This is a genomic window from Pseudomonas sp. (assembly GCF_035554175.1).
Lineage (GTDB): Bacteria > Pseudomonadota > Gammaproteobacteria > Pseudomonadales > Pseudomonadaceae > Aquipseudomonas.
The window spans coordinates 163,711-175,056 of record NZ_DATMIV010000023.1; the positions used below are offsets into that span (position 1 = coordinate 163,711).

The following is an 11,346-nucleotide window of genomic DNA, read 5'->3' on the forward strand; positions in this document are numbered from 1 at the left end:
GCAACATCGCCTCGAGCCCCCACATAGCAGAGGACGGAGCGGTTGGCGCGAGAGTTCAAAGAGGTTGATGAGCGTGCAACGTCAGGCGTGGATCACCGACGAAAGGTCGTAATGCAAGCTGGCGCGCTGCTGTGATTTGAGGATTTTGTTGAGCTTCTGCGCCTGCCTGAGGTCAAGACAAGGCACAAGGGTTCGTCCTCGCCATGGTATGGAAACCCTCAACGCCGCTGATAGATGGCAGAATCCCCACACCCTGATCACTTCGGAGACCGCAATGCTTCGCCTGTTTGAACAAAGGCTCGACCCCTTCCCACCCGACGAGGCGCCGCCACCGCCAGTCGGCCTGATGCGTTTTCTGTGGGCCTGCACCCGGGGCGCGCGCGGTTACATCCTCGCGTTCGCCCTGCTCAGCGCCAGTGTGTCGATCTACGAGGCGTGGCTGTTTTCTTTCCTCGGGCAAGTGGTGGATCTGCTCTCGACCTGGAAATCCGGCGGCGCCACGAGTGGCGAAGAAAGCCGCGTGCTGTGGGGCATCGGCATTGTCCTGGTGGTCAGCATCGGCCTGGTTGCGCTGCGCACGATGGTCCAGCATCAGATTCTGGCGATCAATTTGCCGCTGCGCCTGCGCTGGGATTTCCACCGGCTGATGCTGCGCCAGAGCCTGTCGTTCTTCTCCGACGAGTTTTCCGGCCGGGTCACGACCAAGGTCATGCAGACAGCACTGTCGGTGCGCGAGGTGTTGTTCACGCTGATCGAAATCCTCCCCGGCATTGGTGTTTACTTCATCGCGATCATTGCGCTGGCTGGCGGTTTTGCGCTGAAACTGATGCTGCCGTTTTTGGCCTGGATCGTTCTGTTCGGCCTGGCGATGGTGTATTTCGTGCCGCGTCTGGGCAAGGTCGGCCAGGAACAGGCCGACGCACGCTCGTCGATGACCGGGCGGATTGCCGACGCGTACACCAACATCACCACGGTCAAACTATTCTCGCACTCCAAGCGCGAGGCGCATTTTGCCCGCGCGGCGATGGAGGATTTCAAGCTCACCGGGTTCCGCCAGATGCGTCTGGTCAGCCAGTTCGAAATCGTCAATCAGGCGCTGGTGGTCACGTTGATCATCGGCGCCGGCGGTTACGCGCTGTGGCTGTGGCACCAGGGCGAAGTCGGCACCGGCGCTGTCGCAGCGATCACCGCCATGGCCTTGCGCATAAATGGCATGTCGCACTGGATCATGTGGCAGATGACCTCACTGTTCGAAAACATCGGCACCGTGCAGGACGGCATGGCCACCCTCACCCGCGGCCCGAAAGTGCAGGACGCGGCGGATGCCAAAGTGCTGCAGCCCAAGGGCGGCGAAGTGGTTTTCGATAAGGTCAGCTTCAACTACAACGGCGAACGCCAAGTGCTCGACGGCTTGAGCCTGCACATTCGTCCCGGCGAAAAAATCGGTCTGGTCGGCCGCTCCGGTGCTGGCAAATCAACACTGATCAACCTGCTGCTGCGCTTCTATGACGTTGATCGTGGCGAGATTCGCATCGACGGGCAGAACATTGCCCAGGTGACTCAGGACAGCCTGCGCAGCGCGATCGGCATGGTCACGCAGGACACGTCGCTGCTGCACCGCTCCATCCGCGACAACATCGCTTACGGTCGCCCCGACGCCACCGATGAAGACATCCACCGCGCGGCGGTGAATGCCCAGGCCGATGGCTTTATCAGTCAGTTGAGCGACAAGCAGGGGCACAGCGGCTACGGCACTTTGGTAGGCGAGCGCGGCATCAAGCTGTCGGGCGGCCAGCGCCAACGCATCGCCATCGCCCGGGTGATGCTCAAGAACGCTCCGATCCTGCTGCTCGACGAAGCCACCAGCGCGCTGGACTCTGAAGTCGAAGTGGCCATCCAGGAAAGCCTCGATGAAATGATGCAGGGTAAAACCGTCATCGCCATCGCCCACCGCTTGTCGACGATTGCGGCGATGGATCGGCTGATCGTCATGGACGAAGGCCGCATCATCGAACAAGGCACCCACGCGCAATTGCTGGAAAAGAACGGCACTTATGCGCGGTTGTGGCAGCACCAGAGCGGCGGGTTCCTCGGGGAGGATCGCGGCTTGGTCGAGGTGATGGAGGAATGATCGTCAGATCGCAAGCAGACGTTCAGCAACGTCTGCTTGCGGTTCAACGTCGGCCAGAAGCTCAACCTCCAGTCAGGGGTTGGTCTCCACCCGGAAAAACGCCACCCTCAATGTGGTACACGCTCGGTTCTGCGGAAAAATAATCCTCCAGCCCCAGCATGAACCGCTGATGATCTTCGCTGGCTTCAAACCCCGGCGTGTGATCCTCGAGCGATTGCCAGCGCACGATCAGGTTGAATTGTTCAGGGGTTTCGATGCCTTGCGCCAGCAAGTGACCCGCGTAACCCTTCGCGCGAGTCAGCAGCGGCTCGACTTCGGCAAATGCGCGCCTGAAGGCTTCGGTGTGTTCTCGGTGAACGGGCAGCACCGCGATTTCATAAACCATGATGTTTCTCCAGAATGACTTGTACGAACGACGTGTTCAAACGATGAGCGAAGGCTCGACGGCGATGGCGATTTTTCCCAGCAGACCGTTGTTGGGGCTTTCCAGTCGGGCGTGGGCGCGCGGGATGTCGGCGAGTGAATAAACAGCGCCAACGTGTGGCCGCAACTGGCCGCGCTCGACCAATGCACTGAGCTCATCGAGCTTGCCGCGGTTCTGCCGCGTGAATACGAAATGATAACTGGCGTTCTTGCCCCAGGCTTGAACAAGGTTCTGCGGCTGCGCGATGTCTACGATGGAAACTACGCGGCCAAGCTGAGCGAGCGCGTCGGGACTGCGCGCCAGGGTGTCGCCGCCGATAGTGTCGAAGACCACATCGACGCCGTGGCCAGCGGTTTCGCGCATGATCGCCTCGACGTAATCCTCTTGGGTGTAATCGATGACCACATCAGCGCCGAGGCTGCGGGCGAACTCGGCATTGTCCTCACGCACGGTCGTGAACACCCTGGCCCCGATGGCTTTTGCCAGCTGAATCGCCACATGACCGACACCGCCCGCGCCGCCGTGGATCAGAATGCTTTCCCCTACTCGCAGCACAGCGCGCACGGTCAGCGCTTCCCAAACTGTACCGCCAACCAGGCTCAGGCTGGCCGCCTCAAGGTGGCTCAGCGAGGCAGGTTTTCTGGCGATAATGCTTTCGGCCGCCACGTGGTACTCGGCATAACTGCCCTGCCCGTCGAAGATCTGCGGGGTGTACCAGACTTCGTCGCCTGGGGCGAAGGCTGTAACACCCGGTCCGACCGCTTCGACAACGCCCGAGACATCGTGCCCGGTAATCGCCGGCAAGGGCACGAGGTCGGGATAGTCACCGCGCCGCACCTGATAATCCAGCGGATTGATCGAAGTGGCGTGCACGCGGACGAGCACTTGCCCCGCTTGCGGCACTGGTTTGGGCACGTCGCTGAGTTCGAAGGATTCAGGACCGCCGAAGGATTTGAGAATCATCGCTTTCATGGCAAAACCTCGTATCGATAAAGAGGGATATCGAGATATCTCGATATCTTGCGGTAAAAAAAATTACAGCTCTTTCCCTATGATCTCTGCAAGCGCGCTGATGGCTGCCTCATTGCGTTTGTAGTAGGTCCATTGACCGATGCGCCGCACTTCCACCAGACCCACCCGTTGCAAGGTGGCGAGATAACCCGACACTGTCGACTGCGACAGGCCGATGCCTTCCTGGATACTGCTGACGCAGACGCCCTCCTTGAAAACGTCACCCTCCTCCTGCGGGGGGAAGTTCTTCACGGGATCCTTCAGGCCATCAAGGATCTTGAGGCGTGTCGGGTTCGAGAGGGCTTTGAAGATTTCGATCAGTTCCATGCGCCGAGGATATCGAGATTTTGCGATATGTCAATGCCCGTGATGATGAGATTTGTGGTTAGCGACGGGCGGCAGTGGCGCCCGTGTTCCAGGGAAAGCGAAAGACAAGGGTCAAGTCATACGATCTCCAGATTCCGTAGCCGCCGCATGAAAGCCGGGAATAAAAGGCTTCAGGCTTGCCCGCCCCGTTCGGTTTACGGTACAAACCGTCAGGTCGTACGACAACATAACAAAAACTTCAGCCACTCCTTGTGGCTATCACTTTGAGATCTGCCATGTCCCGCACCGAATTTGCACCGACCGTCCCACCTCCTTTCCCCCGTTATCTCGCCGTGATCATTTTGCTGTGCATGGGCTGTGCTTTCGCCGGTAACCACGTGGCGGCACGCGTGGCTTTCGATGATGGCGCGGGGGTTTTGCTGGCGATTCTGATGCGTTCCGGCGGAACCTTGCTGGTGCTGGCCATTCTGGTGCTGTGGCAGCGGCAAAGCCTGCGTCTACCGCCCGGTGTCTGGCGCTGGCAATTGCTGTTGGGTCTGCTGATTACTGCGCAGAGCCTGTGCCTGTACTCGGCCGTCGCGCGGGTTCCGGTGGCGTTGGCGCTGCTGGTAGCCAACGTGTTTCCCATCCTGCTCGCCTTGCTCACCTGGGCGCTGGGCGGCCCGCGACCGAGTGCACGCACCGCGATGTTGATGGGCTTGATCCTTGTGGGACTGGTGTTCGTGCTCGACATCCCGGGACGTCTTTCAGCCACTGCCAGTGTCGGCCCGCAATGGCAGCTGGGCGTCACACTTGCCTTCTGCGCCGCCAGCGTATTTGCCTGTGCGCTGTGGATCACCGATCACAAACTGTCGCAGGTGCGGGGCTCGGTGCGCAGTCTGCTGACCATTTTCATCGTCTTCAGCAGCGTCAACCTGGCCGGACTGACCGGCGCCCTCCCCGGCGGACTCAACCTCCCCGCCACCTCGACCGGCTGGCTGGCCCTTGCCACGCTAGTGGTACTGTATGGCACCGGTTTTATCGTGTTGTTCATCTCCGTGCCCCGACTGGACATGCCACGCAACGCACCGGTGATGAACATCGAGCCATTGGCGACGTTGCTGATGGGGTGGATTGTGCTGGATCAGATGCTCAGCAAGGGGCAAATCGTTGGTGGGGTGATTGTGGTAAGCGGGATTGTTTTGCTGACTTATCGCAAAGCGGCGGTGAAGGGTTGAGGCGAAAGTCGAGGTGCGGGTGGCGTACGGGAGCGTCGAGTTTCGAGATCAAGGACATCAAGATGTCGACTGAAGCACTTCAGCATCATTATTGACACTTGAACGTTTCCTTGAGCAAATCGGCAAACTTGTCTTTGGCACGATGAAACTCTACGTGCTTGTTCCATATGAAGTAATTTGTCACAGGTGTTAAATCTTTAAAAAAGTATCCCTGTATATCGCCGACCTGCCTGAACTGCTCGAAGATCCCCTTCGGTACCAACGACACCCCCGCCCCTGAGCTCACGCATCCGAGGATGGTGCCATAACTGGCGATACTCGTTATCGAACTGGTTACTTCGTGCCGTTCCAGCCAGTTAACCAACGCCTTTCTGTAGGGGCATCCTTCAGGCCACATGAACAAATCCACGCCATGCAAATCCTCTGGCTGACGTATCGAGCCTGCGGAGGGCGAGGCAATCAAGACCAGATCCTCCTTGTAGATTTCCATACTCTCAAGATCCGGGTGTTCCGGTCTCACGGCAATAACTGCACCATCGAGCTTGTGACTTAGTACATCAGCGGATAATTGCGACCAGTCGCCAGTGCTGAATTGCATCTGTACCGCGGGATATAGTTGATGATAACGGGACAACACCTTGGGTAGTCTGCCGGTAGCAGACGATTCTATAGCGCCAATCCTGAAGTCCCCGGATGGCGCTGACAAAGGATCAAGCGCTCTCTGTGACTCTTCACATAAAGACAGAATCCTGTTGGCGTAATTGAGGAACAGCCGCCCGGAAGGACTGATTACCAGTCCTCTGCCTTTCCTTATAAAGAGCGAAACTCCCAGTTCACGCTCTAAAATCTTGATTCGATTGGTGATGTTGGACGGCACGCAATGCAACCGCTCAGAGGCCCGAACAATACTGCCTAGATCGGCCACTGCCTTGAACATGATCAGCTGCGACAACTCCATTCCAACACTCATTAAAAGTGAATGATCGCGTGAGTATAAGTCACTTGTCGCACGCTAACAACTCGGGTTAGCTTCCAGATTGCCAAGCCTGCAAATGTATAAAAAACCCAACTATTTCATCGGTCTTTAGGGAAAAGGACACATCATGAGCTCAGCATCGCCACAGAGTCGTCTGGACACTTTCGAACATAAATCCATGCAAGAATTTGGCGAAACATTTCTTCAAGGGCTGCCCAAACACATACGCAACTTGAAAATTCCCGGACGCACGATAGAAGAAAATCAACGGCGGCAGCCCGTACCGGCCTGCATCGGAAACGTGGCTGAGCTGCAGGACGCCATGCTTGAGGTACTCAATCATCCCATCACGCAAGAAGCACAACTGGCGACTGAAAGCGCCTTCAGGGCGTTCCTGGAAAAAAACGGTAAGGATTCGTCGGTATTGAGCTTTTTCAACGGATGGAACGAGACCCATAAAACTACCAGCCTGGTCTCGGCAAAAATTATCATGCGCCTCTCGGCGGATGCGATATCGGTGTCCGCCGACAAGCGTGAGGGTTATCACAATGTCATGGCCCATATGCACGAAGTGGCGAAAGATGATTTTGGTCTAGGACATCAGGGCCATGACGGCATGTATCACTACATGACCGCAGCTTTTGGTGCAACCGCCTGGGTTGAAGAACAATTTAAAATTCCGGAATGCAATGACTTCGCGGATTTCCTCTACAACACCGGTATCGCCAAACACAAAACGGCTTTGAACTCCAACGAACACAAATCTTCAATTATGGATGCGATGATGGTTTCAATTGCATCGGAACTCTGGAACGGACGGGAATACAACTTCATCGCTCAATATATAGAAGCCAAGCTCCTGGCCACCAATCCATTCTTGAGAAGCAATACCCAGCACCTGCGTAATGCCAAAGGCTATGTCATGGGGCATTCAGGTGAAGTGGAAAACAAACACGGCTTGCATGCCTTGGCGGCGGCACAAGCGTACGGTCGGACAGTCGGCATGGAATTCAAGCCTGCGCGGCTGATCGGCGTCATGCTTAATTACAATGAAAGAGTCGGTAATGCATTCTCCGCCATGCACCGGATTCTTGCCTCTTGATATATCTTTATTAACAGAACATGCCACGTCTCTCTCACAAGCCAAGTCGCATTGTGGTCGGCATGTTCTGCATTCAACCCAAACCACGAGCGAACCATGAACCTACCGCTGAAAACGAAGTTCCGCAGGGATCTACTGCATGGATGTTGAGCACGCTGTTTTTGCATTGGGGTTTTTCGCATTTTGTGGCGGTCTGATCGATGCGGCGGTCGGCGGTGGAGGCCTGGTGCAGGTGCCAGCACTTTTACATGCTCTTCCGCAGCACAGTCTCGCCACCGTTTTCGGCACCAATAAACTGGCGGTTCTGGCAGGCAATGTCTCGTCAATATCGGGGTATTTGAAGCGAATAAACATTCTTTGGAAGTTAATGCTTCCGACTATGCTTGCTGCTTTTTTATTTTCTTTTCTAGGGGCTCTCTCGGTATCCATCGTGCCGAAAAGGCTGATGGAGATCGTCGTTTTTTTCATATTGATAGCCATGGCTATCTACACTTTTATGGAAAAAAATCTAGGTCTTGCGGGGGAAAACAGACACTTCGGAAAGAAGGACATCTTCCTTGGAATTTTCTTTGGCGGCCTCATTGGTTTCTACGACGGTGTTTTCGGCCCGGGCAGTGGCAGCCTGCTGCTTTTCATCTTCGTCAAGGTCTTTGGCTTTGACTTCCTGAATGCATCAGCTTCGGCAAAATTGGTCAATCTCGGTACGTTCAGCGCAGCGCTGCTGTTTTTCGTTCCATCAGGAAATGTCTTGTGGGCGGTGGGTGGTGTGGTCGCCTTGTGCAACATGGCCGGAGCACTGACCGGGGTGTTTTTGGCATTACGCTACGGAAGTGGCTTCATCAGAATTTTCTTCCTGGTTCTGCTGGTATTTTTGATTGGCAGAATGGGGATCAATATTTTTTCATAGAGATCGTTCATCTCAAACGATCCGCCGCGAATCCCGCCGTATCGCTTGCGGCGGAACGCCGAAGCCGCGCATGAACACCTCGCGCATATGCCGCCGGTCACGAAACCCGCTTTCTCTGGCGACCACATCCAGACTGTGGTGGCTCTGTTCAATCAGCAGGCGCGCCGCTTCCAGGCGCAGGCTCTCGATTGCCCTGGCCGGCGATTGGCCGGTTTCGGCGGTGAACACCCGGGTGAATTGCCGAGGGCTCAGGTGCACCACCTCGGCCAGCTCCTCGACACTCAGCGGACGATTGAGGTGTTTTCGCGCGTAATCCAGCGCTGTCTGGATGCGATCCGATTTGGGTGACAGCGACAGCAGTTCGGAGTGCTGCGACTGCCCGCCGGAACGGCGCTGATGCATTACCAGCCGATGGGCGACCGAGCGGGCGATTTCGCTGCCCAGATCCTTCTCGACCATACCCAAGGCCATATCGACACCGGCGGTCATGCCCGCCGAAGTCCAGACCGGGCCGTCGATGATGAAGATGCGGTCGTCCTCGACATTGATCAAGGGATGCATCCTGCGCAGGGCCGGGGCGAACGCCCAGTGGGTGGTCACTCGGCGGTTATCCAGCACGCCGGCCTGTGCCAGCACGAACGAACCGGTGCAGATGCCGGCCACGCGGCGTGCGCTGTCGGTGAGCCCGCGCACGCTGTGCAGCACGTCAGCATCGGGCGGCGTAAGCGGTGTCAGCGTTCCGGCGACCATCCAGCTATCGGCGAGCCCTGGCGCAGTGAGCGGCAACGTATCGACGTGCAGCCCCAACGACGAACGCACGATGCCGCCCGCCTGGGAAAAATTCTCGACCTTGTACACCGCTTTGCCGGCAACGATGTTGGCGAACTCGAACACCGACTGCGTCGCCAGCGCCATCACCTGAAAACCTTCGGTAAGCAGATAGCCGACTCGATGCATGGTCGCGCTCCGTCATGAATGTCCTGAAACACTACCACATGCGTCATTCAGGTCGGCGCAGATTTTCTGCATCATGGCTCCACACCCAACCAATGGAGCACGACCATGACCCAGACTTTCAAAGGCACCGCGCTGATCACAGGCGCTTCGAGCGGCATCGGCGCGATCTACGCCGAGCGCCTGGCACAACGCGGCTACGACCTGGTCCTGGTCGCCCGCAACCGTGACCGCCTCAACACACTGGCCAGCCGCCTGACCACAGACACCCAACGCAACGTCGAGGTGTTTCAGGCTGACCTGGCCAACCCCCAGGACCTCGCCCGTGTCGAGCAGAAACTGCGTGATGACGCCAGCATCAGTCTGCTGGTGAACAACGCGGGCATCGGCACTCACACCGGCGTGCTCGACAGCGATGTCGAGCGGATGGCAGAACTGATCACCCTCAACGTCACCGCCCTTACCCGCCTGACCTACGCCGCGATTCCGGGTTTTGTGGCGCGTAAACAGGGCGCGGTGATCAACATTTCGTCCATCGTCAGCCTGGCGCCCGAATTGCTCAACGGCGTGTATGGCGGCAGCAAGGCCTACGTCACCGCGTTCAGCCAGTCCCTGCACAAGGAACTGTCCACTCAAGGCATTCAGGTGCAAGCCGTGCTGCCCGGCGCGACGGCGACCGACTTCTGGGCAATCGGCGGTTTGCCGGTGGAAAACCTCGATCCGGGGATCGTGATGTCCGCCCACGATCTGGTCGATGGCGCCCTGCAGGATTTCGATCACGGCGTGCTGATTTCCATCCCGTCGATGCACGACCTGCAGCACTACGAGCGCTACGAAGCCGGCCGCCAGGCGCTGTTCAGCCATCTGTCGAGCAACCGCCTCGCGCCACGTTACAGCGTCGAATAATTCTGCATGTTTGAAGCACAGCCAAGTTTCAGCGGTGCCCCCCAACGGATGGCTGGGCACCCTTTGCGCATCAAACAAACTGTGCAGAGAACAGAACATTGGCCTATCCGGACTGGGTGCAATGGCCGGCGATGCTGGTCAGAAAATCCTTTGAATTTTTTTTGTCGGACAAACTCATTTGCGTATGAGCGTAAGGAGGAACTCATGCGTAACGCCGATATTTTCGTCATCGAATACAAACTGCACGACCAGCCGAAATCTTTCGTCATCCGCGCCAAGAGTATGCGCAACGTCGACGCTTGGCATTGGGCGAGCTGTGACGCCGGTATTGCGCCGATTCCGAAACCGGGCAAACCACCGTTGAAAGTCGTCTCCAAACCCCAGGCCGAACGCTATGGAATCACCGAGGTGAAGTGGCGCGAAACAGCGGCGCTGAACTGGACGGAGGCTTAGGCATTGGGGGCTGTTTAAAAGCTTGCTGGTTAATGTTTAAAAGACACGCCACGTTACCGGCGCAAGACTACAACGTCTTGCGTCGCTGCCTACGACTACGCCAGAATCCGCCGGCTTGTGCGTCTGGACGGCCATCGGTAACTTGATTCGCGTCACTGATTCTCAGTGATCGGGTTTAGTAGCCCGTGGCAAGAGAAGGTTGCACCAGTGCTCATCAGACAGGCTTATGCAAGCCTGCACTTGATGGCGGCTGTGCGTAGGGCGCCCTCGGGCGCGCCGGCTTTCTTCTTTTCCCCGGTCTACTAACCTGCGTACAGCTGCCACCCCCTGTTTAGTAGCTCGGAGTGGCCGCACCCAGACAGGAAAAAGAAGACCATGATCAAACCCACACCCAACCCACCCGAAACCGACCCCACCTCCCCCTACGAATCCCTCGATTCAAGAAAACTCCACGACGCCGCCGAACGCGCCCTCGACCATTACCTCTGCCCACCCGGCTCGACCCCACCGCCGTGCACCCCGCGATCGATGTACGCCGTCACCGCCGACACCAAAAACGAAGACCTGCTGGCCAACGCCTGCGAAACCCTCGCCTCAGCGAAAACCATCGCCCAGGAATTCGCCGGACTGGTCAAGCCCTCGCAGCGCCGAGCGCTGATGGGCATTGCGCAGTTGATCATGCTTGGCGAACTGGCGGTGAATCGGGTGCTGGATAATCTGGAGTTGCCTCAGTAACAGGCCGTCAGTGAAGCGTTGAGGCTGCCGACGCCTTCGCGGGCAGGCCCGCTCCCACAGGAATCTGTGTCGATCACAAAGCCGCGCTCAGACCGCCAAACCTGTGGGAGCGAGCCTGCTCGCGAATACGGCCTCAAAGTCTTGGCATCTTTCCGGGCAAAAAAACACGCTCGCATTCAGCTAAAGCGGCAACCACTCGTCGG

The 11,346-nt window shown here is 57.5% G+C and carries 12 protein-coding genes; 7 read left to right on the plus strand and 5 right to left on the minus strand.

Translation table 11 applies throughout. The features are described from left to right. The first annotated feature begins 274 nt into the window (after positions 1-274). Positions 275-2,131 carry an ABC transporter ATP-binding protein gene (locus tag VNV36_RS13170; protein ID WP_325718143.1) on the plus strand — a complete coding sequence of 619 codons (1,857 nt, stop codon included), beginning with the start codon at positions 275-277 and terminating at the stop codon, positions 2,129-2,131. A gap of 61 nt (positions 2,132-2,192) precedes the next feature. On the opposite strand, the gene VNV36_RS13175 is transcribed toward VNV36_RS13170, so the two are convergent. From VNV36_RS13175 to VNV36_RS13185, 3 genes are all read right to left on the minus strand, one after another. Beyond that, positions 2,193-2,516: an antibiotic biosynthesis monooxygenase family protein gene (locus VNV36_RS13175; protein ID WP_325718144.1), complete on the minus strand. Its 324-nt coding sequence runs from the start codon at positions 2,514-2,516 to the stop codon at positions 2,193-2,195. A 36-nt stretch (positions 2,517-2,552) separates the two neighbouring features. Continuing rightward, the gene (locus VNV36_RS13180) at positions 2,553-3,527 is read right to left on the minus strand and encodes a zinc-dependent alcohol dehydrogenase family protein (protein ID WP_325718145.1); all 975 of its coding nucleotides are present in this window, start codon (positions 3,525-3,527) and stop codon (positions 2,553-2,555) included. Positions 3,528-3,590: 63 nt separating this feature from the next. After that, entirely contained in the window at positions 3,591-3,893 is a 303-nt protein-coding gene (locus VNV36_RS13185; protein ID WP_325718146.1) for an ArsR/SmtB family transcription factor, read from the minus strand. A 275-nt stretch (positions 3,894-4,168) separates the two neighbouring features. On the opposite strand from VNV36_RS13185, the gene VNV36_RS13190 reads away from it, so the two are divergent. Next, a complete protein-coding gene (locus tag VNV36_RS13190) occupies positions 4,169-5,110 on the plus strand; it encodes an EamA family transporter (RefSeq protein ID WP_325718147.1) in 942 nt (313 codons plus the stop codon). Between the two features lie 88 nt (positions 5,111-5,198). On the opposite strand, the gene VNV36_RS13195 is transcribed toward VNV36_RS13190, so the two are convergent. Then, entirely contained in the window at positions 5,199-6,068 is an 870-nt protein-coding gene (locus VNV36_RS13195) for a LysR family transcriptional regulator (RefSeq protein ID WP_325718148.1), read from the minus strand. A gap of 145 nt (positions 6,069-6,213) precedes the next feature. Between VNV36_RS13195 and VNV36_RS13200 the strand changes: the two genes are divergently transcribed. Beyond that, positions 6,214-7,188: a hypothetical protein gene (locus VNV36_RS13200; RefSeq protein WP_325718149.1), complete on the plus strand. Its 975-nt coding sequence runs from the start codon at positions 6,214-6,216 to the stop codon at positions 7,186-7,188. 139 nt (positions 7,189-7,327) lie between these two features. Further along, positions 7,328-8,095 (plus strand): sulfite exporter TauE/SafE family protein, encoded by a 768-nt coding sequence (locus VNV36_RS13205; RefSeq protein ID WP_325718150.1) that lies wholly within the window; start codon positions 7,328-7,330, stop codon positions 8,093-8,095. A 12-nt stretch (positions 8,096-8,107) separates the two neighbouring features. On the opposite strand, the gene VNV36_RS13210 is transcribed toward VNV36_RS13205, so the two are convergent. After that, on the minus strand, positions 8,108-9,052 hold the full coding sequence (locus VNV36_RS13210) for a GlxA family transcriptional regulator (protein ID WP_325718151.1): 945 nt from the start codon (positions 9,050-9,052) through the stop codon (positions 8,108-8,110). Between the two features lie 105 nt (positions 9,053-9,157). Here VNV36_RS13210 and VNV36_RS13215 point away from each other — a divergent pair, with 105 nt between their 5' ends. From VNV36_RS13215 to VNV36_RS13225, 3 genes are all read left to right on the plus strand, one after another. Then, complete coding sequence (locus VNV36_RS13215) at positions 9,158-9,955, plus strand: SDR family NAD(P)-dependent oxidoreductase (protein ID WP_325718152.1); 798 nt, start codon at positions 9,158-9,160, stop codon at positions 9,953-9,955. A gap of 204 nt (positions 9,956-10,159) precedes the next feature. Next, positions 10,160-10,408, plus strand: a complete 249-nt coding sequence (locus VNV36_RS13220; protein WP_325718153.1) for a DUF6555 family protein — start codon at positions 10,160-10,162, stop codon at positions 10,406-10,408. 375 nt (positions 10,409-10,783) lie between these two features. Beyond that, positions 10,784-11,143: a DUF6124 family protein gene (locus tag VNV36_RS13225; RefSeq protein WP_325718154.1), complete on the plus strand. Its 360-nt coding sequence runs from the start codon at positions 10,784-10,786 to the stop codon at positions 11,141-11,143. Positions 11,144-11,346: the final 203 nt, after the last annotated feature.

Bases quoted from the DNA above. Each gene is read 5' to 3' on its own strand.
- VNV36_RS13180 (WP_325718145.1), bottom strand. From the start codon at position 3,527: ATGAAAGCGATGATTCTCAAATCCTTCGGCGGTCCTGAATCCTTCGAA.
- VNV36_RS13205 (WP_325718150.1), top strand. From the start codon at position 7,328: ATGGATGTTGAGCACGCTGTTTTTGCATTGGGGTTTTTCGCATTTTGT.
- VNV36_RS13210 (WP_325718151.1), bottom strand. From the start codon at position 9,052: ATGCATCGAGTCGGCTATCTGCTTACCGAAGGTTTTCAGGTGATGGCG.
- VNV36_RS13190 (WP_325718147.1), top strand. From the start codon at position 4,169: ATGTCCCGCACCGAATTTGCACCGACCGTCCCACCTCCTTTCCCCCGT.
- VNV36_RS13175 (WP_325718144.1), bottom strand. From the start codon at position 2,516: ATGGTTTATGAAATCGCGGTGCTGCCCGTTCACCGAGAACACACCGAA.
- VNV36_RS13195 (WP_325718148.1), bottom strand. From the start codon at position 6,068: ATGGAGTTGTCGCAGCTGATCATGTTCAAGGCAGTGGCCGATCTAGGC.
- VNV36_RS13215 (WP_325718152.1), top strand. From the start codon at position 9,158: ATGACCCAGACTTTCAAAGGCACCGCGCTGATCACAGGCGCTTCGAGC.
- VNV36_RS13170 (WP_325718143.1), top strand. From the start codon at position 275: ATGCTTCGCCTGTTTGAACAAAGGCTCGACCCCTTCCCACCCGACGAG.
- VNV36_RS13220 (WP_325718153.1), top strand. From the start codon at position 10,160: ATGCGTAACGCCGATATTTTCGTCATCGAATACAAACTGCACGACCAG.
- VNV36_RS13200 (WP_325718149.1), top strand. From the start codon at position 6,214: ATGAGCTCAGCATCGCCACAGAGTCGTCTGGACACTTTCGAACATAAA.
- VNV36_RS13185 (WP_325718146.1), bottom strand. From the start codon at position 3,893: ATGGAACTGATCGAAATCTTCAAAGCCCTCTCGAACCCGACACGCCTC.
- VNV36_RS13225 (WP_325718154.1), top strand. From the start codon at position 10,784: ATGATCAAACCCACACCCAACCCACCCGAAACCGACCCCACCTCCCCC.